This is a genomic window from Suttonella ornithocola (assembly GCF_001889065.1).
GTDB lineage: Bacteria > Pseudomonadota > Gammaproteobacteria > Cardiobacteriales > Cardiobacteriaceae > Suttonella_A > Suttonella_A ornithocola.
Map to the genome: position 1 here is coordinate 1 of NZ_LWHB01000050.1, position 23902 is coordinate 23902.

Genomic DNA, 23902 nt, shown 5'->3' on the forward strand with positions numbered 1-23902 from the left:
ACCGAATTTGGTATCAAATAGCGCTTTTTGAGCGGTTTCATAGTTTGCAATCATGTATGGAAGTGCGAAGATTTCAGCAATTGGATAGTAAATTTGAAAACGTGCACTTTCAGCATAGGTAAAATCTAAAGCGCCTTGTCCTAATTGCTCAATCATCGAGCGGTCATCGCCTAGCTGGGCATTTGGAAAGAGTTTGACTTCAATTTTACCGCCGGATTTTTCAGCGACTTCTTTGGCAAATTGTTCGGCTGCTTTGTATTCGATAGAAGTGGTGCCTGGTTGCATACCCATTTTGAGTTCGTATTCTGCTGCGAGGCTTGAAAGGGAAGCCAGGGCAATAACGGTGGCGAGTAAGGTTTTTTTCATGATGTTCTCCTGTGGGTTTAAAAATATTGTTGATGGATTTCTTTGGCGCGTGCAATTTGCGCTTCAGTCGCCGATGCCATTGGTTTACGAGAAAGGAATGGGCCATCATTACAACCTTCTAAAACCAATAGTTGTTTAAGTGTGGCGTATAAGCCATTTTCTAAGATAGCGCTGATAAGGTTATTGCTTTCATTTTGTATCGCTAGTGCTTCATCTAGTTTACCGGCTTTGGTTAATTCAATGATTTGTTTAGCACGATGACCGTTTACGTTAAAGGTTGAGCCAATTGCGCCATCAACTTTGTTTACCACTGCGGGTAAAAGCATTTCATCAAAGCCAGACCAAATAAGTTTATCGGGATAGGTGTAGCGTAGGCGTTCTAAAAGGTAAAAATCAGCAGCAGTAAATTTCACACCAATGATTTTTTCATGCGCAAATAATTCGCCAAATTGAGAGAGGTTAATATCAACACCTGTTAGGAAAGGAATTGCATAGATAATCATGGGTTTATTTACTTCTGCCAAAATGTCGAAGTAATATTGTTTGATTTCGGCGAAGCTAAATTTGTAATAAAAAGGCGTTACCGCAGAAATGGCATCGTATCCTAAATCTGCTACGGTTTTACCTAATTCAATGGCTTCATAGATGTTCGGACTGCCAATTTGCGCAATCAGGGCAACTTGATCACCTGCTTCCGATTTAGCGATTTTAAAGATTTGTTTTTTGGTTTCGGTATCAAGTAAGAAGTTTTCTCCTGTTGAACCGCCCACATATAATCCGTCGATTTTCATTTTATCAATGTTATGACGGATGATTTGACGCAATCCTGCTTCGTTGACTTGACCTTTTTCATCGAAAGGAACTAAAAGTGCAGAGATAAGTCCAGTAAGTTTTTTTGAATGAGTCATTGTATGATCCTTTAGCGTTGAGTAGCAGCAACAAATTGTTCGGTAATCCATTTAGGACGAGTGATGGCTGAGCCAACAACCACACTGTGAACGCCAATATCTAATACTCGGCGTACTTTTTCAGGGGTATTGATATTGCCTTCAGCAATAATAGGGTGTTTTAAGGATTGTTTTGCTAGCCGAATTAAAGCGAAGTCATCGGTTTCTATTTTTTCGCCTTTTGTCGCACTGGTGTATCCCACCAATGTAGTACCAATATAATCAAAGCCTAAGGTATCGGCAGCCATCATTTCTGCAAGAGACGCACAATCTGCCATTAGCGCTTGATGCGGATATTTTGCGCGGATTTCGGCATAAAATTCGGATAAGGTTTGTCCGTTTGGTCGTAAAGCATCCCGTGCATCGATAGCGATAATGTCAGGGACAACTTCTCCTTGCATGAGTTCGTCTATTTCCCGCATGGTCGCCGTAATAAAGACTTCGCTATCAGGATAATCTCGTTTAACAATACCAATAATTGGTAGCTGTGTATTTTTACGGATTTCTGCAATATCTTCTGGTGTATTGGCACGAATGCCACCAGCGCCGCCTTGTGTTGCCGCTAATGCCATTCTTCCCATGATAAAGGATGAATGAAGCGGTTCGTCTGGTAAGGCTTGGCAGGAAACAATGAGTTTTCCTTTAAGTTGTTCTTGCAAATGATCGGTTGCCATAAGCGATTCCTTTTTGTATTTCTTTTATTGTCTACGATACTCTTTTTGATGTTTTCTTGCAATATTTATTTACATAAAGAAAATTACTTACATTTATGTGTGCTAAATTTCTATACAGCAAATAGGTTATTTGCTGTATAGCATCAAGATATAGGAATTTAGAATGCTGATTTTATGCGATGAAGCCCTGAATAAAAAACGTATTGTCTAAGAATGGTATTGAGTAAATCATTGCGGATACCTGCTGCTTTTAAGGTTTCAATATCATCAATAACCGCTGCTACCCAAGTGATATCCCCCTCAGGAAAAGGAAAGACAGCATCTATATAACGATTGTAGAGTTCTCTTGCAGCTTCTGTTTTTCCTAATAAGGCTAATGCGTGTGCATGGTTGGTATATAGCGGCAGATAATTGGGCGTCTGTTTTTCTGCTTGTTCGCTTAACGTAATAATTTCTTCTAGATCTTCAGGTTTTTGAGTGAAGAGGAGTTGATAAGTTAGGGTAAGGGCGCTTCGGCTGAGTTTGTATGGTCCAATAGTCCCTTTTTTTACGGCTGCTTTTGAAAGCGCATAGCGCCAACGTGCCGCAGCCACTTTTTGTAGAGCGGGTTCTAAGGTTTCAGATAGTGTAATGGCAGCATCGTAGTATTCAGGAATGGTAATTGCACGTTCGCCAATGGTTTCAATGGCTTGTTTAATTGCGCTAGAAAGGGCATAGTTGCCAATGGTTTTATTTTGATAATCATCATAGAGTTCTTCTGCGAGCTGATGATATGAGCTTGCGGTTAGTAATTGATGGCTATTTATTTCAGAAAGATTAGAAGTGACTTGATTGTAAATTTGTTGGGTATATTGTTGATAGTATCGCTGTGCAGTTTTTTCTAGTTCCTCTGCGCTTAGCGTGGGCAATTTTTCAATGCTAGCTTGTTTTTCTTCGTCGCTTTCTTCGCTTTCGTTGATTAGCGCAAGCAGCATAGGATATTGGCGATTTAGGAAAGCGGTAAAGTTTTCTGTGTAGGAAGTGGGTGGATGATCGTCTTTGTCTGGTGATAGAAGTGTGTTGTCATCAAAGTCTGCTGGGGTATAGCGAGTAAATAATAATAGAAATGTACTGTCATCAAAGGTTGCTAGATTATAGCGAGTAAATAATAATGTATCATTATGATTGTCTTCAAAATTCTCCAGTTCACTAATTTGGTTGATGGCAATATTGAGATAATTCAGTTCTGGTAAGTCTGAGAGAAAATCAACATTGGTGAGTTGATTATCTGAAAGGTCTAAAGCGGATAGTTTTTTGAGAATAGAGAGTTCTTTAGGCACAGTAGGTAAGTGATAACCTCTTAGGGAAAGCGCCTTAAGTTGTGTGAGGGTGTAGTAATCATTTGGAATAACAGTTTCTGGAATGTTATTGACTTTCGCCCAAGTCATTAGGTTGTCATACTTAGAGAGATAGCTGTTTTCAATGATAAGACTCTCCGGATAGCTTGGAAGGGTTGTGGCAGCTTGTGTTTGTTTAGCTATTGTTTGAGGCGGTTCCGCAAAAGCGTGAAGTGTGGTTAAGCTGTAGAGAATTGCTAAAAGAATAGGTTTCATTGTGATTTTCCAATAGTCATGATTTGATAAGGATAGCTGGCTTGCTGTTCTGGCTGGTAAAGGTTATTGACATGGATACCTGGTGCATACCATTTTCCTTCTCTTGTGGTGCGCAATAGAAGCGCGTGCGAAAGAGTATGTTGATCTTTGTCTAAGGTAAAGACAGCAATATGGCGATCATCTCTGTTTTCTTCAGAGTTAGGGATGCTTAATTTTTTATACCAATTTTCATTTTGAAAGGCATCAAGGTTACCAGAATTGCCTGAAAGTGAGAATGCTTGAATGCCTGCGGTAAATGGATAATTCAATGCGAGTTGAGCAGGTTGATAGGCATCTTCACGGTCAATCGTGAAATGTATAATCATATCTTGGTTTACTGCTAAGGCTGCTGGATTGAGTGGTTTACCTTTTATGGTGGTGTATTTCCACTTCACCTTAATTCCGTTTTCAATCGTGGACTCAGGATTAGGTGTCGTGAAGTAGCGCGTTTGTACCAATAAAGGATTTTTTCCTTGATTGCCTAGGCTGTACTGACCGTGGCGTAGGGTAGTTGGTGTGCTAATAGGACTGCCGTTTAACGTTAGCACATCTGCTTTCGGTGTGGGCGTTTGTAAATCAATTCTCGCTAGCCAAGCAAGATTGGCAGTGCTGAGGTAGTAGCTATTTTCTAGTAAAACAGACAGTTGCTTTTCGGTGTCTGCAATCCATTGGTTAATTTGCTCATCGCTATGGAAGTGGCTGAGTTGTTCTAAGCGATATAAAAGTGCTGCTGCTTGTGTACGTTCACCACTGGCATAGTAAGGAAGGTTGACTAAAGATTTATAGTCTTGGCTAGCGTTAATGGTATGAAGAAGCGCTTGAGCACGCTCATTTTCGCCCATTTCATAAAGCGCTAAGGCTAAGTTAATACTGGTGGGTGCTAAGGGGAGTTTGGGTGGCAAGGTTTCGGTATAGCGAATGAGTGTGCCACGCGTATTTGCACCGCCTTTTGCTAGCATTAGATGGGCATAAGCAAGCCCTGCATCAGGTTCATGGATTTGATTACGAAAGACCTGATTTTCTAAGTAGGACAAGGTACGCTTGAGGACTAAGCTACGTTTTTCCGGCTGTGTTTCAGCACTTAATAGTAAGTCAGCAACGGCTGCACTTAACCAAAGCTCACTATCGCCGTTGTACCATAAGCTAAAGCCTCCATCATAATGTTGGCGATTGTAAATTTTATTGATTAATTGATTGCGTTGTTCAGGTTGATTAAAGGCACCCCAAGCTCTAGCAGTTAGCTGCTCAGTACATTGATAAGGGTATTGACTGAGCTGTTGGGTGATATCTGCTGCTGCCCATGGATGAACTCCCATTAGCATGAGCAAGGTATCTGCGCTTGGCGTGATGGTTTCTTCACTATTAGGCGCTAATTTTAGAATTTCTCTTTGGACGACGGGGAGTGTCTGTGCGCGAATGGTGAGTTTGCGAGTAAGTGTATAGGTTTGTTTGTCTGTTTTGACTTGGATGTTAAGACTGGTGTTTCCAGCGGCTATTGCTTGATAAGGAAAAGAAAGGATTTGGCTTTCATCAGGCGCAAGCGTGATGGTTTGTAATGCGCTTTTATCAATATTGAGATGAGTATTATCGTTATCAATGGTAATGGTTAATGATTGTGGCTGCTCGGTGGTATTGTGTAAGCTCAATTGTAGAGTGCTTTCATCGCCTTCGGTGAGATAATTTGGAAGATATAAGGTAGAAACGATCGGCGATTTTACGGTTAGGGTTTGTTCGGTAATACCGTAGCGTTTGTCATTAAAGGCTGCTGCCATTAGACGTAAGCGACCATTAAATTGCGCATCAATAGGGAAAGTTAAGTGTAGATTTCCGTCCTTGTCTAAAGGTTGGACGCCACTCCAGAGACTAATGAGTTTTAAATCAATATCTGGAAGCGATGCAAGGCTCGGATTTTCAAGTGCTGCCATCATCATCTCAGCATCTGCACCGCTTTGTAGCGCTGCTTTAGGCGCATCGGTTTGTTTGAGAATACCGCCCCAAAGGTCAAATAGCTCTAATTGCCAGCGTTTTTTACCATAAAAGGCATTTAAGGGTGAATGGAAGGTTTTTTCGGCAAGTTGGTAAAGTCCGTCGTCAATAATAGCGACGTTTGCCCAAGCGGGTTCGCCATTGGTATCGGCATGTAGGGTAACGGTGAGTGGTTTGATAGGATTAAGCATATCAGGGGCGGTAACAGTGAGGGGAAGCGTTTCTTCTGTGAGGGTTTCCCCTAACCAATGCAATCCGACTGCACGACGGTTGCTATTGCCGTCTTGCACGGTATTCCATCCGCTAGCTAATAACCAAATACCGCGCTGCCAATCGTCTTGCCAACGTAAAGAGAGTTCTGTTTCTCCGTTTTTAAATTCAATGGCTTGTGTGCTGATGATATCGCCATCTTTAGCAATTTGTAAGCTGCCTAAGCCATTAAAAGGTGCGTGTAAATGGAGTCTGACGGTATCGCCTTGTTGATAATGTGTTTGGTCACTATGGATATTGATGAGTGCTGGGCTAAGGTAAGTGGTTGGATTGGCTTGATTTCCAAAGCGTAAGGTTAAATCCGCTGCTGTCAGTGGATTATCACCTTCAACATTCAGGTAATAATCTTGACCGCTATCGGATGAAATGGGTAAGGTGATTTTAGTAGGGGATTGCGTATCAAGCGTGAGTTCGCCATCAGCAATTGGATCACCATAAGTGGTATTGTTCTGGTATTGCCAGCGATTGCCGTCATAAGCCCAATAAGCATCGTAATGAATGGGTTGAAGCGTCCAGTGTAGTTTTCCGCTTTGCAATGCGCCTTCGCTATTGAGTAAAGCGGCTTCTAAGGTATGGTTATCTACTTTGATTGCTGCATAAGGTAGCGTCCGATGAATTAGCTGAGAATGGCTAAGGTTAATCGGTTTGCCTGTTAGTGGATTAAGTGTTGCATATACGGTTAGCTTTTCTGGAACGGTTTGCGTCGCTTCTGGGATAGCAATAGTAAAGGTCGCATCTCCTTTGGCATCCGTGGTTTCATCTGCTAGTTCAATGTTATCAGGTAAGGGGGCGAGTTTATGTCGCCCAATTTGCCAATCTTTCCATTTTGAAAAAGGCTGCTCACTTGCTGTGATTCTCGCTTTCGCATTGGTGAGAATGTCGGTAGCAGGTGCGCCATAAAGCCAATTAGCATTTAAGGTAATTTCGTAGTCTTCGTTGACTTGCGGGAATTGGGTTTCTTGTAAAGTTGCGTCAATTTGACGAGGGGTAATGCTGTCAACAAGAACATCGACGTCGCTGAGCAGTTCGCCGTCTTTTCCTAAGGAAAGTGAAAATTGCCATTGTCCTAAGCGTGCCAAGGGACTAAAGAAGTACTCATAACTATAAGTTCCACTTTTATCAGGCGAGAGGGATTGTTCATGAATGATTTGACCATCAGGACGACGTACCTCTAACCATAAAGGCGTACTATGGTAGGCTTGGCTTTCTTGGTCTTGAAAGCGCCATAAGATATGTGCCGTATCATTTGGACGATAAACGCCACGCTCTAGCCATACCCATGGCGTTAAGAGAGCAGTAGAGGATGCGCCATCTAAACCTTTGTCAGAGAGATTGAAGCCTTGTCCGCGAATATTGAGATAGGTAAAAGAGTCTTCATCGTTGCTAATAATATGACTGGGGCGCTCGCCTGCTTCACCGTTGATTTGTGATTTTGGAAATTGTGCCATGCCATTACTATCAGTAGTTGTCGTGCCTAAAACGCTATTATCGTAGGCATATAAAGTGAAATTGCGTTTAGCGGCAGGGGCAGTTGTGGCAAGGTCGCGTGCCTCTATCCATAGCGATTCATCGCTTAAGTAGGCAGTTAAGCCAATATTACTGACCATAAAGCCGAGATATTGTGTGTTTTCGGTTTCTGGTGAATCAATTTCTAAGGCATAAATCCCCGGTTTTTGCGGTTTATCGCCAATTAAATCGGCAAAAGCAATATTATTGCTCATGACTTGATTGGCATTACCAATAGTTGGGGCAAAGTGTCCTTTTGTAATTAATCGGAAATTGTCTTCTATATTGGCAGAATAGCGAGAAAAATAGTATGGACTTTCGATAATATCGGTTAAATTCTCATTGGCTAAATTATTGGCGGGTAATTGATAAAGTGTAAAATTGACGCGATTAAGATTAGTGGTTTGAATTTCAATCGCCGCATTAGGCGCTAAAGCGAGTACTTTTCCTGTTTGCGCAAAGCGCAGCATAGGCGCGCGGTTGCCTGAATTGAAAGTTCGTTCAATGGATTCATCAAGCGTAATTTTAGAATATTCGGCTTGTAGCGTTGGGTCAATTTGCACGTGGTAATTGGTTTGCCATTCGCCTTGATAGCAAATTTCATCCCCTTGATAGTGACCAGTAGTTTTCGGTGCTGGAGTAATCTGAATAAGTTTTTTCCAATCTTGAAAAGGTTCTGGGCGCACAGATTGATTAAAGTCTAAACAAAATGTCGGTAAATCTTTTTGGTTATTCACTTTAATATCTTCTAAACGGAAGCGATATTCATCCATGATGCGAGAGAAATAGTTGCGCTGTTGGGTATCGGTGAGCTGCTGTTCAAGTGTTTTTAGCGCTTTGAAAGCGAAAATACTGTTGTTGTTATCTTTATATTCTCCTTGACGCAATATGTTGCTATATAGTTGTAATAAAACATTATTTTTTCTTCTATATTTGGCGCAATCTCAGCAGCCAGTGCGAGATAAGGGATACTTTCGCTAGTGTTTAAATGTTCGATAATTTTAGTGATAAGAGAAAAAGGTTGCTTCAGATGCTCAAAATCTTTACTCGCAGAGTTAAACCGCATATTTTCAATTAGCGTTTGGACTTCTGCTCGGTCATGAATAGCTTTAACGAGTTTGCCTTTACCTTGAATAAATTCGTTGATGTTGTCTTGTGCTTCATGAGCAGCGGTTTCTAGTGTGTTTTCATTCCATATAGGGTTTGCTGCAAAGCCTGAAAAAGCGCAACTCAAAGCAAGGCAGAGCAAAAGGCGATGCATAAATAATTCCTTAATCAGCGTTAATATTATGGAAATTATAACGATTTCTTTTAATAAAAGGTATTTCTTTTATTTTTATGGTATTTTGATGAGAAAGTTTTGTGAAATCATCTAAATGATGTTTGCGCTATAGCAGGGTTCTCAAAAAAATGCATACCGTATTTTGAGATAGGATGCTATTTTCAATGTGCATATTGAGTTAACGTTGTATGCATTTTTTGAGAAGTTGGCTATATATTGAGAGTTTATCTATAAAAAAGCCACCTTTCGGTGGTTTTTTTATTTTTGTGAAAAGGAATAAATTTATTGAAGTCCTTGCATTTTAAGAACGCTTTGCACATGCGGATTAGCTTCTATGCGTTGGTAGAAAGCTGGAAGGTTGGATAGATGGCTGTAATCTAGTGATAGTCCATTGCACCAACGCAAGATAACGTAGAGGTAGATATCTGCAACGGAGAGTTCATCGCCTAAGGTTTGATGTTGAGCAAGGTGATTATTTGCTTGTGCTAATAGGTTTAGGATACGTTCGCGGGCATTTTGTTGTAGTAGGGATTTTGTTGGTTCATCTAGGTTATTTGCAGGATGAAAGAGAACGCCGAAGGTGGGATGGAGGTCGCTATTGGCATACGTTAACCAACGCATTCCGCGTGCTTTGCCTTCGATGGTATCCGCCCCAAAAAGCTTGGCTTCGGGATGACAAGCATCAAGGTAGAACAGTATGGCGACATTTTGGCTAAGGATGAAATCGCCATCAATTAGTAGAGGAACAGAGCCTTGTGGGTTGAGTTTTAGATATTCAGGGCTTTTGATGTATTTACGATTGACTTCTTCTGCTTGATAGCCCGCACCAATCCATTCTAAAGCGATATGAGGAACAAGTGAACAAGCACCTTTGAGGTAGTATAGTTTCATCATAGTTGACTCCTTTCTGGGTTAAGACTTTTTGCAATGATACGCCTGAATAGGTGATATGGAGATTAAAGTTGATTTAATAGTGTCATTAAATTTGGTTATGTTTTATCAATGGATTTTTTGATGGAATGCTAAAGTGATTATGGAGATAGATGTTTGGGAATTTAATGGTAATACGGTTGTGATGGCATTTTTAAAGGCTTCGGTAATGTTATCAATCGTTTTATCAGTATATGAAGTTTTATTGTTTTTGGTGAAGTAATGAGAGCTTTGTTATTGATTGGCATATTATAAAAAATCCCCTAAGTATCATAGGTTAATACTTAGGGAGTTGGTATGTAAAGAACGCTATTTTATTTACACATAATGCCGTGGTTATTTAGCATTTGCGTATTGTTCTGCAACGTAGTCCCAGTTAACAACTTTCCACCAATTAGCGATGTAGTCTGGACGTTTGTTTTGGTAGTTAAGGTAGTAAGCGTGTTCCCAAACGTCGCAGCCAAGGATTGGCGTGCCTTGTTCTTCGGCAACATCCATGAGTGGGTTATCTTGGTTTGGTGTGTGAGTCACTACCAGTTTGCCATTTTTAACGATTAACCAACCCCAGCCTGAACCAAACTGGTTTGCAGCAGCATCAGCAAAGGTTTTTTGGAAGTCTTCAAAGCTACCAAAGGCTTCTTTAATGGCGTCTAGTAGTTCGCCTGTAGGGGCATTGTTTTCTTGTGGCGCGCGCATACCGTTAAAGTATAGGTCATGGTTGTAGTAACCACCGCCATTGTTACGAATACCTGCACCAAGTTTTGAGATGTTTTTAAAGATTTCTGCTAAGGGTTTGCCATCGTAGTCGGTTTCTTTGATAGCAGCAGTGAATTTATCGAAGTAGCCTTTATGATGCTTGTCTTTATGCAAGTGCATGGTTGCTTCGTCAATCACTGGCTCAAGCGCATTGTAAGCGTATGGAAGTTCTTGGAATGTGTAACTCATGTTAGCTCCTTTTGGTTAATGAGTTTCTACAATAAGATTTTTTAGATGAAAAATCAAATTAAGTTTATAAAATAAAACGGCTGAGGTCTTCGTTTTCTGAGATATCGCCTAGGGCTTTTTGCACGTATTCGGCATTGATTTCGACGGTATCTCCATCTGTGCGGTCAGCCGCTTCAAAGGACAGTTCGTTGGTAAGGCGTTCCATTAGGGTATGTAAACGACGAGCGCCGATGTTTTCGGTGGTTTTGTTAACGTGGTAAGCGATTTCTGCTAATTTTGAAATGCCGTCGTCGGTAAAGTGTAGATGCAAGTTCTCAGTTTCAAATAGGGCAGTGTATTGTTTGATGAGACTAGCATCTGGTTCGGTAAGAATACGTTTAAATTCTTCAACACCTAAGGGTTTAAGCTCAACGCGTACAGGTAAGCGTCCTTGTAATTCAGGAACGAGATCTGAAGGTTTTGCAAGGTGAAATGCACCACTGGCGATGAAGAGAATATGGTCGGTTTTAATCATTCCATATTTGGTAGAGATGGTTGAACCTTCTACAAGTGGAAGTAGGTCACGTTGGACACCTTCTCGGGAAACGTCTGCCCCACCAACGTCGCTACGTTTGGCAACTTTATCAATTTCATCGATAAAGACGATACCGTTTTGCTCGGCGTTTGCAATGGCTTGTGCTTTGATATCTTCTTCAGAGATAAGATTGTCGGCTTCTTCTTCTGCGAGTTGAATAAGGGCATCGGCAATGGTCATTTTCTGTTTGGTTTTCTTTTGTTTGCCAATGTTTTTGAACATTTCGCTGAGCTGATTGCTCATTTCTTCCATGCCGGGCGGTGCCATGACTTCAAAGCTAGCGCTAGGATGTTGGCTGATTTCGATTTCAATGATTTTGTCATTGAGTTCTTCGCGAAGAATGCGTTCACGGTAGGTTTTTCGTGCTGGGTTTTCTTCGGTTTTGCTGTTATCGTTTTCAAACCAAGCGTTGTTTTTAGAGTTTGGAACCAATACGTCTAAGACGCGTTCTAAAGCAGCTTCTCTGGCTTTGGTTTTGACTTGTTTACGCGCACGCTCACGCTCGAGTTTGATTGAGGTTTCTGCAAGATCACGAATGATGGAATCAACATCGCGTCCAACATAGCCTACTTCGGTAAATTTGGTTGCTTCTACTTTTACAAAGGGCGCTTCGGCTAGCTTGGCTAATCGACGAGCAATTTCTGTTTTCCCTGAGCCAGTTGGTCCAATCATTAGAATGTTTTTGGGTGTGATTTCGCTTCTAAGCGGTTCATCGATTTGACGACGACGCCAACGGCTGCGTAAGGCGTTGGCAACGGCACGTTTAGCTTCTTTTTGTCCAACGATGTGGCGATCAAGTTCTTCGACGATTTCTCGCGGAGTCATGTTTAGGTCACGATAGTCTTCTGTATTCATAGTATTCTCAAATAGAAATGGTTAACCGTCATTTACAGTAGGTTTAATTGGGTCAATTTTGCTTCAAATTGGAAGATGGGTTTTATTCGTCTGCCTCATCTTTGAGTTCGTCTGTGATGATGTTATGGTTGGTATAAACACAGATGTCTGCTGCGATGTTGAGGCTTTTTTGCGCGATTTCTGGTGCGCTGAGTTCGGTGTTATGAAAGAGGGCGCGAGCAGCAGATAAGGCATACATTCCACCAGAACCGATGGCAGCAATGTCATCTTCGGTTTCAACAACATCACCGTTTCCCGATAAGATTAGGGTATGGTCGCGGTCGGCGACGATTAGCATGGCTTCTAATCGACGTAAGGCGCGGTCAGTTCGCCATTCTTTTGCCATTTCAACGGCTGCTCGCAGAAGTTGTCCGTCTTGTGCTTCTAGTTTGGCTTCAAAGAGTTCAAATAGGGTAAAGGCATCAGCAGTTGCACCAGCAAAGCCTGCCAGTACTCTTCCTTTGTAGAGGCGGCGGATTTTTCTGGCATTGCCTTTCATGATGGTTTGTCCGAGTGAAACTTGTCCGTCTCCAGCAATTGCCACATGTCTTCCGCGTCGTACGGAAAGAATGGTTGTCGAGTGGGCATCAAACATGTTTTGTCCTTATCAATAATTTTAGAAACTGTTTTTGAAAGTGGGGTTGCTTGTTTGGTTTTCAAGTAGAAATGGTTGTAAAAATCAGTGATTATGATTTTTTTAACACAATATGTTGTGTTTTATGTTTTATAAAAATACTATATGTAGTGTTTTGGGAGGGTGTTCGATGGATATTCTTTATGCTGCGGAGGAGAGGGTTGTTTGGCAAGAGGTGCCAGATGAGGTGTCTTTAGCGTTTTTAATTAGTGGTTGTCCATTGAAATGTCGAGGCTGTCACAGTGCTTATGCGCGTTGCCCATTTATTGGGCAGCCATTAACGCAAGATTATTTGGAAAAACGGTTGTTGGATTATCAAGGTTTGTTGTCTTGTGTATTGTTTTTAGGCGGAGAATGGCAGTTGACGGCGTTATTAGCTTGTTTGATGTTGGTGCGTTCGCATGGATTAAAGACTTGTTTATACACTGGTTTAGACGATATTGATGCCCGTTTAATGGCACAATTAACGTGAGACCTTTGCAAAATTCCGTTTCACACGAATTTTTCTACTAATAGCAAGAATTAGTATAAAACGGAATTTCGCAAAGGTCTCAGATTGATTGTGCTATATAGCAGGATTCCCAAAAAATGCATACCGAATTTGGAGATAAGGTTATGTTTTTGAGTGAATATTGAGTTAATATTGTATGCTTTTTTTGGGAAGTTGGCTATTATAGCTAAATGGGTTTAGCTTGCATGCAAACTGACGAATTACAGACAGCTAATTTCAGTACGGCAAAATGAGCTAATGCTGTATGTGAGTTAAAGACATTTAGCTATACTCGCATTATTGGTTATTTAAAGCGTATTACAGCGTTTAGTCAGGGGCGGAAGGCAGAGCATGCAAGGCGTTATTACACTCCTAAGAGAAAGGTTGTTAGCAAATGCCAATCAGAGCATTGTTAGCGTGTTTTTCTGATTTGCTCTTTAGTCGGATGATTTTTGTTTTACGGCTTTTTCGGCGGCAGCTTGTGCAAAGCGTGCGCGTTCTTCTTCTGTATCATCTAAAAGCGGCATCATTGCTGGTGAGGTCATGTCATCAAATTGCCGATTTTTGATTGCCCAACGAAAAGCAAAGACGGCAATCACTATCATGATTAAGGATAACGGGATAAGTAAAAAAAGAATTTTCATAAGGTATCTTTTGGCGGTTGGGTTCGGGTAATGCGAAGCGCGTTAAATACAACAATTAATGAGCTAATGCTCATCCCTAAAGCAGCAATCCAAGGGGTGAGATAACCTGTGATAGCTAATGGTAAAACGACGAGATTGTAAACGGTTGCCCAAATAAGGTTTTCTCGAATAATTTTTTGTGCGCGATGCGCTAAGTTAAAGAGGTAGGGTAGGGCTTCTGGACCATGACGTAATAAAACGATATCCGCTTGTGTTTGTGAAAGCGGATTGGCTTTTCCAACAGCAATGGATAAGTCAGCAGCTGCCATGACTGGCGCATCGTTAATGCCATCTCCAATCATTAAGGTATGCCGATTTAAGGTATTGAGATAATCTAGTTTGGCTTGTGGCGTACACTCAGCAAGGTAATGAGGAATATTGAGTTGTTGTGCAATACGGATGACGTTTTTTGTTTTATCGCCACTTGCGATATGTTGTTGATAGTGATTCAGCTTTTCAAGAATCGGTTTTAAGTCTTGACGTAAGGGGTCATCAAATTGAAATTGCGCTTGTAGCCCATCTTCATTGGCAAGATAAACTGTCGTGCCATCCGTTGGATTTTCCGGTAGTAATAAGTCGGGGTAAAGTCGATGAATGCAGGCCGCGTTACCAATTGCCCAATGCTTATTTTGATATTCAGCGGTTACGCCTTGTCCAATGGTTTGCTGCACGTTGTGTAGCGGTAATTCTTTAGCATTGCTTTGCTTGGTGATTGCCCATGCAATTGGATGGCTGCTATGTTGTTCTAAGCTTTTTGCGAGTTGCCAGATAAATTCAGGTTCTAAGTGGTAAATTTTTTGTTCGATTAAACGATAGTTTCCTTCTGTTAGCGTTCCTGTTTTATCAAATAAAAGGGTATCAATGCGCGCTAGTCTATCTAGGCTATCGCTTTGTTTAATGAGTATTCCGCAGCGATGCGCATGGTTGATAGCAGCGGTTAAGACGGTTGGTGTTGCCAGTGAAAGCGCGCAAGGACAGGTGGCAACAAGAATGGCTAAGGCGATTTCAAATGCACGAGAAGGGTCAATAAAGTGCCAAATGAGATAGCCACTTGCAGCTAAGAGTAGCACGTCAATAATGGTGTATTGCGCCAGTTTTTCTCCACGACTGAAATGTTGGCTTTTATGCTGTTCTGCGCGCGCCATTAGACGTCGAATGCCTGCTAGAGTTGTGCTTTGTCCAGTAGCATTGACTTCAACTTCAATCGGACTTTCAAGATTATGGCTACCAGCAAAGACGCTATCACCAACCGTTTTGCTAATAGGTGTGCTTTCTCCACTGAGCATAGATTCGTTTACGCGCGTTTGACCCGTTTGGATAATGCCGTCAATAGCAATGGTTTGTGTCGGCAGAATGCGAATTCGATGGCCAACAGCAATGGCTGTTAATGGTGTCAGTTTGTAACTACCATCTGCTTCAATTTTTTCAACGGCTTCGGGAAGCAGTTTGGCAAATTGGACTTCGTTTAGCTGTGCGCGTCGTCGCGTTAGGAATTCTAAAAAGCGGCTGATAGATAGAAAGAAGATGAACATGGTAACGCTATCAAAATAGATTTCTCCTCGTCCTAAAATGGTATGCCAGACGCTAGCAAAATAAGCGCCCGCAATCGCCAGAGCGATGGGTAAGTCCATATTGGCTTTTTTTGCTTTTAGTCCTAACCAAGCATTTTTTAGAAATGGATAGCCCGAATAAAAGAAAACTGGGGTCGTTGTCAGTAAGCTAATCCAGCGTAATAGCTCAGAATATTCTGTATCAATACCGTAATAGGCGCCAGTATAAAGTCCGGTCGCAAACATCATTACCTGCATCATGCCCAGTCCCGCGACGACTAAGCGCAGAAGATATTGATTACGAATTTTATTTTGTCGGCGTTCGTTTTGTGCAGGTGTAAAAAGGTTGGGGGTGTAGCCAAGTGCAGCGATGGTTTCTAATATTGCTGATAGCTTAATATGATTAGGATAATGAATTTCTGCACGCGCAGTAGTGGTATTCACGTAAACGCTCTCTAAGCCTAAACGTGTTTTTAAGATGCTACCAATTAGCCATGCACAAGCTCCGCAATGAATGCCATCAATAAAAAGATGAATTTCATTATCTTTATCGGTTTGATAAACGTATTGAGCAGCAATTTCTGGTAAATCGTAAGCTTTCCAGCGCTCCGCATCATAATGCACACTGGGACGTGGTGCGGTTGCATTACGAATATCGTAATAACGGTCTAATTGGCTGCCAGAAATAATTTGCGCAACCCCTGCGCAAGCATAGCAGCAGAATTTATGTTCTTGATCGTTTACTGTTTCATAAACTTCTGTGCCATCAGGAATCGCTGATTGGCAATGATAACAAGTGCCAGACATCGTTGAGAATTAAGCTTTTAAATAGATAGGATTATCTGTTCCATTAATTGTGCCATGCGCTTCACCTTTAATTTCCCAATGCTTATCTTGGTCATACAGTCGCAAATACCAGCGCTGAATTTTAAGCTGCCGCTTAGTTTCAGTATCTAGAGCATAAGTGTTTGGTGCAATGGCTTTTAGTTCAATATATTGATCACGCTCGGCTAGCGTTGGATGTTCTAGTTTTAATTTAAGTGGTTTTTCTGAGGTTTCGGTACTTTTCAGAGTGAGTACACCATTGTTAATCGTTGCCGTAATTTGCTTAGATTGTGCACTAATTTTCATTTTTTGTGGGGATAACCCATCTTTGTAATAGCCTTCTAGAACTGGGGACTCATTATGTTTTAGCGCAATGTATAGCAGTGTAAAACTACCCACTACGGATAGTAGGGGCAGGATAATGACAAGTAAGAAAATGTGATTTTTATATAAAGGAATTTGTTTTTCTTGCATTAGGGTAGTAGTCCTGTAAATACAACTTTCTGAGAAGTTCCTTCATTAGGCGCATCCTCAGGTGTTACTGTAAGCTTAAATTTGGTCATGATTTTTCCATTTAAGTTAGCAGATGGAACATCAATGCTGATAACGTTATCATAGACTTCACTCGGTGCTACCGTAAACGGCTGATTATCTTCAATTTTAGCGTCATCTAATCCTTCAATACCTAAAACAAATGTTCTGCTATGCTCACTTTTATTGAGAACCTTAATGGTATAAGCATTTTGTATCAGTCCGCCAGTAAGTTCTCTTGAGAGCATATTTCTATCAGCAATAACATCCATTTCCACGGTGCTTTTCATGACAATAGAAACAATAAATAAAGTAAATGCAACAGCAAGTACTAAGCCATATCCTAATGTTTTTGGGCGTAAAAATTTTGTTTTTTTACCTTCTAAGGCATTAGATGAAGTATAGCGAATTAAGCCACGAGGAGCGTTTATCTGATCCATCATATTATCGCAAGCATCAATACAGGCTGCGCAAGCAATACATTCGAGTTGTAAGCCATCTCGAATATCAATACCGGTTGGGCAGACTTGAACACACATAGTGCAATCTACACAAAAGCCTAATTTTTCAGGATGCTCACGATCAGCTCTTTTTAAGCGGCGACGTGGTTCACCGCGTTTTTCATCATAAGCAATAATCATGGTGTCTTGGTCAAACATTGCCCCTTGGAAACGCGCGTAAGGACAAATGTATTTACAAAATTGCTCACGAACTAAGCCCGCCTGTAGCCAACAAAATCCGCCGTAAAAAGCAATCCAAAAATATGCCGCTAATGGCGCGTTAAAGGTAAATACATTAACAATTAGGGCTCTAATTGGCGTAAAGTATCCTACAAAACCAATGCCGGTAATAAGTGCAACCAAAAACCAAGCGAAATATTTACCTAATCGCTTTACTTGTTTTTCGCGTTTTTTCCAACTCATTCGTGCTAGCTTGAGCTGTTCTGAGCGGTTTCCTTCTATCTTTTGTTCTATCCACATGAAAACTTCAGTGTAAACGGTCTGTGGGCATGCGTATCCGCACCATACCCGACCTAAAATAGCCGTGAAGAAGAAAAGAACTAAAGCCAGTCCTAATAAGATAAAAGTTAATAAAATAAAATCTTGAGGCCAGATATTAAGACCAAAAACAAAAAATCTTCTTTGAGAAAGGTCAAATAAAATGGCTTGGCGACCATTCCATTGAAAAAAAGGAAGTGTGTGAAATATGGCTAATAAAACAATGACCGCCCAAAATCTTAATGTTTGAAAACGCCCTTTTACCGGTCGAGGACGAATTTTGACGTGTTTTTCATATAAACTTTCTTCTACCACTGAACTCATGATTGCCTCATACAATTGTGTTATCAGATATTTTATAGATATATTCGAGTAGAAAATAGTGATAATTTTCAAACCAGAACCAAAAATAACTGCTAGATAAAGGCTCGTACTGATATAAGCCTAAGATTATTTTTAAGTTAGCAGATAAAAACATAATGAATAATATAAAAAAGCCCGACAGATGTCGGGCTTTCTGTCTAGCAACATCTTACTCTTTGTGGCTTAATGAGTAAATATAAGCTGCAACAACCTTAATGCGTCCTGGCCCTAGACGATCAGACCAAGCAGGCATCATATTGTTTGCCGGATGAAGAATTTGATGCTCAATATCGGCAACAGATCCATCTTTGCTATATAACCAAATATCATCAGCAATATTTGGTGCGCCTAGCATTGGGTTACCTTGTCCTTCTGCACCGTGACAAGCAACACAGCTTTGATCATAGTATTCTTTCCCTTTAGCCAGTAAACTTTGATCAACGTCATCATGCCCACCCATACTGCGAATATAATTCGCGACTGCTTTGACTTTTTGTAAATCTTCAGCACTTGGATTTGCTGGGTCAGTAATTAAAGCTCCACCTGCAGGCATACCTTGACCAGGAATCGTATTACGCCCTTCTGTAATGGTTTTGATGAGTGTTTCTCCATCTCCGCCCCATAGCCAGTCGTTATCCGTTAAGTTTGGGTAACCGATAGCGGCACCTTTTGCATTTTGTCCGTGGCATACAGCACAGTTTTGCAAAAAGATACGACGCCCACTTGCAACGGCTTCAGGCATTTTTGCAAGCTCTTCTACCGGTTGCATTTTATAAACACTGAAGTACTCGTCAGAAATAGCATCATCCTTAGCTTTTTGTTGCTCGTATTGACCAATTTGTGTCCAATCTAGTAGCCCTTTATATTTATAGCCAAAGACACCTGGGTACAATACAAGATAGATAGCCGCAAAAATAATTACAAGGTAAAAAAGCTTTAACCACCAACCTGGAAGTGGGTTATTCACTTCTTGGATTTCATCCCAAGCATGGTTAATCACTTCACCTTCTTTGGCATCCCCACCGGCTTTAACGTGGGTTGTCCAATAGATGAATAAGGCATAGCCAACGATATGCAATATCGTCACAATACCGATAAATAGCGCGATTGTCATGATTCTGTCCTCTTATCTGATGTTTCAGGGTGGCGAGGCGTAATAATAGGATCGCCATCTTCTTTTAGCGCCAATTTTTCCGCCCCCTGATAAGGTTTGTTACGACCTGGCCAGAAAACCAGTAATGTGATGAGAATAAATGATAAAAACATCACAATCGTAACAATGCTCCATGTGTTCATATTAGCGATTTTCCGCAAATGCGCGACCTAAACCCTGTAGATAAGCTACTACAGCATCTAACTCTGTTTTGCCATCTAACTGGCTTTTTACCCAAGCTTGCACTTGCTCGTGTGTTAACTCAGTATCACCAGTTGCGCCACCAGCTGCTTCAGGAAAGTTTTCAGCGATATAAGGCTCACCTAAACGCATTTTAGTAAGGATACTTTTTTCCGTTAGCTCAACGTCTGCCGGATTTTCAGCAAGCCATGGGAAAGATGGCATATTAGAAGTAGGAACGCGGCTACGAGGATCAGTTAAGTGAAGCTTATGCCACTCATCAGAATATTTTCCACCAACACGTGCTAAATCAGGACCAGTACGTTTTGAACCCCACTGGAAAGGACGATCATATTGAGACTCTTCAGCAAGAGAAAAGTGTCCATAACGTTCAGTTTCCCAACGGAAAGGTCGAATCATTTGCGAATGGCAGTTGTAGCATCCCTCGCGAATAAAAATATTAAAACCAGCAAGACGTAACGGCTCATAAGGTTTAACAAATGTTTCACCAACAGGCGGACGAATTTTGTTATCACTAAGTAGAGGAACGATTTGCACCAATCCTCCCCAGATAACGACTAAAGTGGTTAAAATACCTAATAACCAAATGCTTTTTTCTACTCTTTCATGGGTCATTTTCATGATTTGCTCCTTTATGCTTATACAGCTTGTAGCAGACTAGCAGCTTGGGGCTCAGCAGCAACTTTTTTATTACTAATAGTACGCCAGCAGTTATATGCCATTAAACACATTCCTGCGAGGAAGAATACCCCACCTAAGAAGCGAACAAACCAGAAGATATATTTCTTATCAAGAATTTCCATGAAAGTATAAGTTAACGTACCATCAGGGAATGTTTCGCGCCATAGCAAACCTTCCATAATACCAGCAACCCACATAGAGGTAACGTATAGCAAAATACCAATAGTTGCTAACCAAAAGTGTACGAAGATAAGTTTGGTTGAATACATTTCAGTTTTGCCATAAAGACGTGGCAACATGTGATAAAGCGAACCCATGGTAATCATCGCTACCCAGCCCAAAGCACCAGAGTGAACGTGTCCGACCGTCCATTCAGTATAGTGAGATAAAGCGTTAACCGATTTAATTGCCATCATTGGCCCTTCAAAAGTACTCATGCCATAGAAAGATAGCGCAACAAATAGGAAACGAATAATTGGATCAGTAACTAATTTATTCCAAGCACCAGATAAGGTCATCATACCGTTAATCATACCGCCCCATGAAGGTACCCAAAGAATAACAGAGAATGCCATGCCTAAAGACTGCGTCCAGTTAGGTAAAGCGGTATAGTGAAGGTGGTGTGGACCTGCCCACATATAAATAGAGATTAATGCCCAAAAGTGTACAACTGATAAACGATAAGAATAAATAGGACGTTCTGCTTGTTTAGGAACAAAGTAATACATCATTCCTAAGAAGCCTGCTGTCAAAAAGAATCCTACAGCATTGTGACCGTACCACCATTGCGTCATCGCATCTACAGCACCTGAATAAACAGGATAAGAATGCAACCAGTCAATTGGAAGTGCTAAGTTGTTAAAAATATGCAAAATAGCAACAGCAATAATAAATCCACCATAGAACCATAAGCCAACATAGATATGTTTTTCTTTACGTTTACCAATACTCACAAAAAAAACAATTCCATATGCAACCCATACAATAGCAAGTAGAATATCTAATAGCCAAGGGAGTTCAGCATATTCTTTACCTTGTGAATAGCCTAATGCATAGCTTAGAACACCTAGCACTAATACTAATTGATAACCCCAAAAAGTAAATGCTGCTAATTTGTCTGAAAATAATCTCACGCCACAAGTACGCTGAAGAACATAATAAGATGTTCCTAATAAAGCATTTCCACCGAAGGCAAAAATAACACCGCTCGTATGGATAGGACGCAAACGTCCAAAATGAAGATATGGAATACCTTCAAAAAGATGTGGCCAATAAAGCTGAAAAGCAATAATCACTCCAACTAGCATACCTATCACGCCAAAAATGATAGATGCCCAGGTGAATTGCTTAACGACTTTATAATTGTAGGTGGTCTCCACAGTCATAATTTGTGCCTCATTTAAGTCAGTTAAGAAAAGTATTAGCTAATAGCTAGCTGATACATCATATCATGAGGATAAGAAGCTAACAATGTGTTCATACTTGCTAATCAAGATTTTCTTTTAAAAAATCAGTTATCTACTAGAACTTTTTTGTCCTAATTCAAAGTAGACATACTAAAATAAATTTGAAGCTTCTATTTTTACAATAATTTATCCAAGATATTTTTGGTGATGGTATAAAAATAATGATTGATAAAACAAAGTAGAGTTATTAGCTGATATAAGGTAAGCTTAAGTTTCAATTGATTATAAGTAAGAAGAAGATAACATGAAAAAAGCTATTTTGGCAGGAATATTACTTACTAACTCACTTATCAGTTATGCTACTTCTCCGGAAGGTAATTGGATTAACCTTGATGACAAAACGGGGCAAAAAAAGGCAATAGTCAATATTATTCAAACTCAACGTGGTGAGTTGATTGGTAAAATTATTAAACTTCTACAAAAGCCCGGAGCAATATGCGATAAATGCACAGGAAATAACAAAAATAAACCGATCGAAGGCATGGTCATTCTCTGGGGATTAAAACCAGACGGAGAAAACGAATGGACAGGAGGAGAAATATTAGATCCTTCTAGTGGTAAAACGTATAAATTAAAGATTAAATTGTCTTCGGATGGAAAAACTTTAGAAGTACATGGTTATATTGGTGTTTCACTTCTAGGTCGTACGCAAGTTTGGCAAAAACAATAATAAATATGGCTCTAGATTAGCAAAGTTTGTAAAAATCACTTAATCAAGTTCCAAAGAGTTCTGATTCCAACGCCACTCGCACTCTTTTAAGTAAAGCTCAAAATTGACTGTAACACCGTTAAACTTGCTCAGCCTCCGCTTGTAAAGCTCCAAAAAGACTCAATACCATTGATATGGCAATGCCCATGAGCAAACTCGTTATTGCCATGGTCTACTCTAAAATGTTTCGCATAGCCAACGTTGACCAAGCCATTGTAATCACGCCAACCATCCGAGTATATGACACTATCAAGCGCTACTGTACCAAGAATAACACCTTGCAAGGTCTTTTTCCTGCTGTCGGGAATGATCTCAGTATAGACACGACCTTGTCTTTCAAAGATACCAAAGACGGGTTGTTTTAAAGTCCCGCGACCACGTTTGAGCTTGCCATGATAATCTCTTTGACGCTTTGCGCCAAAGTAGGATTCATTGATCTCAATTGAGCCATATAAAAGGTTTTTCTGGTTTAGTTGATACTGATAAATTTCTTGGCGAAAGATAGCGTACCAGCGGTTAATGGTATTACGGTTTACATTCAGCAGAAGAGCTGTTTTGGTTGTGTCAATAGCAATACAAAAGCATTGCACAATTTTTTTTTAAGCTTATATGTACTTAGTTTGCTGTTATATTTCATTTTTCTAGACTAACAGGTTATTCCTGCTAGTCTAGAGCCTAAATATTCTAAAAAATTATGAAAATTATTGATAGTATCAATAGTGTTAATTGAAAAAAAATAATTGTTTTTCAATCATTTGATAGTGGTTTAAAAAGTATGCCGACCTGTTTTTATAGTTTTAGAATTAAGGTTCCAAGAAAATCTTTTGAAATAATTACTCAATATCTTTTTCAAACTACTATCAAAAAATTTATTGAGAAATGCTTAATCCTTAATTTTTAAATTTATAGCTTGCTAAATAAATCTTGATTGGCTAGAATAATGAAATCACAAAATTGCCTGAGTGGCGGAACTGGTAGACGCAGCGGATTCAAAATCCGCCGGTGGTAACACCTTGAGAGTTCGAGTCTCTCCTTAGGTACCATAAATTTGTAATTATTTTATTTTTAATCACATAAATTATGTATTAAATAGTTAAATTACGATATAATCTTATGCACGCTATTATCCTTTGATAAAAAGGTACTGATTACTCTGCTTAAATAAAAAAAAGTTGTACTCTGTAAGATATAGTAAAATAATATACTATTTTCCTTTAAATATCTTAAAATAAGATAATCTATCTATAAATCTTATGATATAACTATCTATTTATTAAACAAATAATTCTAAATAAAGCATTCCAAAAATTTCTTATGGACCAAATCAATATTGGAATAGTTATAAACCAAAGTAAATATATAGAATAATAAAACTTCCATAGCGAATCATTTTTAAAAATGATTTTAGTTTCATTTTTTTCGGTTTTTTCAATTGAGGTAATAGTAGCGCTAGTAGCTTGACTTTTGTCTTTAGAGCGCAAAACATACTTAACTGTATATTCTTTGGAAAAATTTATAGTTTTATTATTTCTGCTTGAGTGGCAATAATCAATACCAAAACAAACAAAACTGAGCGTCTTTCCGTTTTTCTCAAGATATAATCTATCTCCACC

21 protein-coding genes, 1 tRNA gene and 1 pseudogene are annotated in these 23902 nt (G+C 40.0%); 3 read left to right on the forward strand and 20 right to left on the reverse strand.

Features of this window, described 5'->3' with window-relative positions; genetic code table 11:
- From dctP to hslV, 10 genes are all read right to left on the reverse strand, one after another.
- Positions 1-366, reverse strand: a 366-nt coding sequence (gene dctP / locus A5N85_RS04055) for a TRAP transporter substrate-binding protein DctP (protein WP_169818616.1), incomplete at its 3' end; no start/stop codon positions are given.
- A gap of 17 nt (positions 367-383) precedes the next feature.
- Positions 384-1274, reverse strand: a complete 891-nt coding sequence (locus A5N85_RS04060; RefSeq protein ID WP_072576091.1) for an N-acetylneuraminate lyase — start codon at positions 1272-1274, stop codon at positions 384-386.
- An 11-nt stretch (positions 1275-1285) separates the two neighbouring features.
- The gene (locus tag A5N85_RS04065; protein ID WP_072576092.1) at positions 1286-1987 is read right to left on the reverse strand and encodes an N-acetylmannosamine-6-phosphate 2-epimerase; all 702 of its coding nucleotides are present in this window, start codon (positions 1985-1987) and stop codon (positions 1286-1288) included.
- Between the two features lie 158 nt (positions 1988-2145).
- A complete protein-coding gene (locus A5N85_RS04070) occupies positions 2146-3579 on the reverse strand; it encodes a leucine-rich repeat domain-containing protein (protein WP_072576093.1) in 1434 nt (477 codons plus the stop codon).
- Positions 3576-8267, reverse strand: coding sequence for an alpha-2-macroglobulin family protein (locus A5N85_RS04075; RefSeq protein ID WP_072576094.1), 4692 nt, complete (start codon positions 8265-8267; stop codon positions 3576-3578). The genes A5N85_RS04070 and A5N85_RS04075 overlap by 4 nt, the downstream gene beginning before the upstream one ends.
- On the reverse strand, positions 8210-8641 hold the full coding sequence (locus A5N85_RS04080) for a hypothetical protein (protein WP_072576095.1): 432 nt from the start codon (positions 8639-8641) through the stop codon (positions 8210-8212). The genes A5N85_RS04075 and A5N85_RS04080 overlap by 58 nt, the downstream gene beginning before the upstream one ends.
- 303 nt (positions 8642-8944) lie before the next feature.
- Positions 8945-9553 carry a glutathione binding-like protein gene (locus A5N85_RS04085; RefSeq protein ID WP_072576107.1) on the reverse strand — a complete coding sequence of 203 codons (609 nt, stop codon included), beginning with the start codon at positions 9551-9553 and terminating at the stop codon, positions 8945-8947.
- 375 nt (positions 9554-9928) lie between these two features.
- Complete coding sequence (locus A5N85_RS04090) at positions 9929-10537, reverse strand: superoxide dismutase (protein WP_072576096.1); 609 nt, start codon at positions 10535-10537, stop codon at positions 9929-9931.
- A 64-nt stretch (positions 10538-10601) separates the two neighbouring features.
- Positions 10602-11966: an ATP-dependent protease ATPase subunit HslU gene (gene hslU, locus A5N85_RS04095; RefSeq protein ID WP_084601627.1), complete on the reverse strand. Its 1365-nt coding sequence runs from the start codon at positions 11964-11966 to the stop codon at positions 10602-10604.
- Positions 11967-12048: 82 nt separating this feature from the next.
- The gene (gene hslV / locus A5N85_RS04100; protein ID WP_072576097.1) at positions 12049-12600 is read right to left on the reverse strand and encodes an ATP-dependent protease subunit HslV; all 552 of its coding nucleotides are present in this window, start codon (positions 12598-12600) and stop codon (positions 12049-12051) included.
- A gap of 169 nt (positions 12601-12769) precedes the next feature.
- On the opposite strand from hslV, the gene A5N85_RS04105 reads away from it, so the two are divergent.
- Positions 12770-13111 carry a 4Fe-4S cluster-binding domain-containing protein gene (locus A5N85_RS04105; protein ID WP_072576098.1) on the forward strand — a complete coding sequence of 114 codons (342 nt, stop codon included), beginning with the start codon at positions 12770-12772 and terminating at the stop codon, positions 13109-13111.
- Positions 13112-13566: 455 nt separating this feature from the next.
- On the opposite strand, the gene ccoS is transcribed toward A5N85_RS04105, so the two are convergent.
- The 8 genes from ccoS to ccoN all read right to left on the reverse strand — a co-directional run bounded on the left by ccoS (position 13567) and on the right by ccoN (position 21499).
- On the reverse strand, positions 13567-13773 hold the full coding sequence (gene ccoS, locus A5N85_RS04110) for a cbb3-type cytochrome oxidase assembly protein CcoS (RefSeq protein ID WP_072576099.1): 207 nt from the start codon (positions 13771-13773) through the stop codon (positions 13567-13569).
- On the reverse strand, positions 13770-16169 hold the full coding sequence (locus tag A5N85_RS04115; RefSeq protein ID WP_072576100.1) for a heavy metal translocating P-type ATPase: 2400 nt from the start codon (positions 16167-16169) through the stop codon (positions 13770-13772). Before A5N85_RS04115 ends, ccoS begins: the two co-directional genes overlap by 4 nt.
- 9 nt (positions 16170-16178) lie before the next feature.
- Entirely contained in the window at positions 16179-16661 is a 483-nt protein-coding gene (locus A5N85_RS04120; RefSeq protein WP_072576101.1) for a FixH family protein, read from the reverse strand.
- On the reverse strand, positions 16661-18040 hold the full coding sequence (gene ccoG, locus A5N85_RS04125; RefSeq protein WP_072576102.1) for a cytochrome c oxidase accessory protein CcoG: 1380 nt from the start codon (positions 18038-18040) through the stop codon (positions 16661-16663). Before ccoG ends, A5N85_RS04120 begins: the two co-directional genes overlap by 1 nt.
- Before the next feature lie 208 nt (positions 18041-18248).
- Positions 18249-19193 carry a cytochrome-c oxidase, cbb3-type subunit III gene (gene ccoP, locus A5N85_RS04130; RefSeq protein ID WP_072576103.1) on the reverse strand — a complete coding sequence of 315 codons (945 nt, stop codon included), beginning with the start codon at positions 19191-19193 and terminating at the stop codon, positions 18249-18251.
- Positions 19190-19375 carry a cbb3-type cytochrome oxidase subunit 3 gene (locus A5N85_RS04135; RefSeq protein ID WP_072576104.1) on the reverse strand — a complete coding sequence of 62 codons (186 nt, stop codon included), beginning with the start codon at positions 19373-19375 and terminating at the stop codon, positions 19190-19192. The genes ccoP and A5N85_RS04135 overlap by 4 nt, the downstream gene beginning before the upstream one ends.
- Position 19376: 1 nt before the next feature.
- The gene (gene ccoO / locus A5N85_RS04140) at positions 19377-20054 is read right to left on the reverse strand and encodes a cytochrome-c oxidase, cbb3-type subunit II (protein WP_072576105.1); all 678 of its coding nucleotides are present in this window, start codon (positions 20052-20054) and stop codon (positions 19377-19379) included.
- Positions 20055-20071: 17 nt separating this feature from the next.
- Positions 20072-21499 carry a cytochrome-c oxidase, cbb3-type subunit I gene (gene ccoN / locus A5N85_RS04145; protein ID WP_211268064.1) on the reverse strand — a complete coding sequence of 476 codons (1428 nt, stop codon included), beginning with the start codon at positions 21497-21499 and terminating at the stop codon, positions 20072-20074.
- A gap of 325 nt (positions 21500-21824) precedes the next feature.
- Between ccoN and A5N85_RS04150 the strand changes: the two genes are divergently transcribed.
- Positions 21825-22250 carry a DUF2147 domain-containing protein gene (locus A5N85_RS04150; protein WP_072576106.1) on the forward strand — a complete coding sequence of 142 codons (426 nt, stop codon included), beginning with the start codon at positions 21825-21827 and terminating at the stop codon, positions 22248-22250.
- 39 nt (positions 22251-22289) lie between these two features.
- Here the strand turns inward: A5N85_RS04150 and A5N85_RS04155 are convergent.
- Positions 22290-22926 (reverse strand): annotated as a pseudogene (locus tag A5N85_RS04155) (IS1595 family transposase).
- Positions 22927-23245: 319 nt separating this feature from the next.
- On the opposite strand from A5N85_RS04155, the gene A5N85_RS04160 reads away from it, so the two are divergent.
- A tRNA-Leu gene (locus A5N85_RS04160) sits at positions 23246-23332 on the forward strand.
- 219 nt (positions 23333-23551) lie between these two features.
- On the opposite strand, the gene A5N85_RS16035 is transcribed toward A5N85_RS04160, so the two are convergent.
- The coding region (locus A5N85_RS16035; protein ID WP_211268065.1) for a hypothetical protein at positions 23552-23902 on the reverse strand (351 nt) is incomplete at its 5' end.

Excerpts from the sequence above, each read along its gene's own strand:
- A5N85_RS04085 (WP_072576107.1), bottom strand. The coding sequence starts at position 9,553 with ATGAAACTATACTACCTCAAAGGTGCTTGTTCACTTGTTCCTCATATC.
- ccoN (WP_211268064.1), bottom strand. The coding sequence starts at position 21,499 with ATGACTGTGGAGACCACCTACAATTATAAAGTCGTTAAGCAATTCACC.
- A5N85_RS04150 (WP_072576106.1), top strand. The coding sequence starts at position 21,825 with ATGAAAAAAGCTATTTTGGCAGGAATATTACTTACTAACTCACTTATC.
- hslV (WP_072576097.1), bottom strand. The coding sequence starts at position 12,600 with ATGTTTGATGCCCACTCGACAACCATTCTTTCCGTACGACGCGGAAGA.
- A5N85_RS04065 (WP_072576092.1), bottom strand. The coding sequence starts at position 1,987 with ATGGCAACCGATCATTTGCAAGAACAACTTAAAGGAAAACTCATTGTT.
- ccoP (WP_072576103.1), bottom strand. The coding sequence starts at position 19,193 with ATGACAATCGCGCTATTTATCGGTATTGTGACGATATTGCATATCGTT.
- ccoO (WP_072576105.1), bottom strand. The coding sequence starts at position 20,054 with ATGAAAATGACCCATGAAAGAGTAGAAAAAAGCATTTGGTTATTAGGT.
- A5N85_RS04090 (WP_072576096.1), bottom strand. The coding sequence starts at position 10,537 with ATGAGTTACACATTCCAAGAACTTCCATACGCTTACAATGCGCTTGAG.
- A5N85_RS04135 (WP_072576104.1), bottom strand. The coding sequence starts at position 19,375 with ATGAACACATGGAGCATTGTTACGATTGTGATGTTTTTATCATTTATT.
- A5N85_RS04120 (WP_072576101.1), bottom strand. The coding sequence starts at position 16,661 with ATGCAAGAAAAACAAATTCCTTTATATAAAAATCACATTTTCTTACTT.
- A5N85_RS04105 (WP_072576098.1), top strand. The coding sequence starts at position 12,770 with ATGGATATTCTTTATGCTGCGGAGGAGAGGGTTGTTTGGCAAGAGGTG.
- hslU (WP_084601627.1), bottom strand. The coding sequence starts at position 11,966 with ATGAATACAGAAGACTATCGTGACCTAAACATGACTCCGCGAGAAATC.
- A5N85_RS04070 (WP_072576093.1), bottom strand. The coding sequence starts at position 3,579 with ATGAAACCTATTCTTTTAGCAATTCTCTACAGCTTAACCACACTTCAC.
- ccoG (WP_072576102.1), bottom strand. The coding sequence starts at position 18,040 with ATGAGTTCAGTGGTAGAAGAAAGTTTATATGAAAAACACGTCAAAATT.
- A5N85_RS04080 (WP_072576095.1), bottom strand. The coding sequence starts at position 8,641 with ATGCATCGCCTTTTGCTCTGCCTTGCTTTGAGTTGCGCTTTTTCAGGC.
- ccoS (WP_072576099.1), bottom strand. The coding sequence starts at position 13,773 with ATGAAAATTCTTTTTTTACTTATCCCGTTATCCTTAATCATGATAGTG.
- A5N85_RS04115 (WP_072576100.1), bottom strand. The coding sequence starts at position 16,169 with ATGTCTGGCACTTGTTATCATTGCCAATCAGCGATTCCTGATGGCACA.
- A5N85_RS04060 (WP_072576091.1), bottom strand. The coding sequence starts at position 1,274 with ATGACTCATTCAAAAAAACTTACTGGACTTATCTCTGCACTTTTAGTT.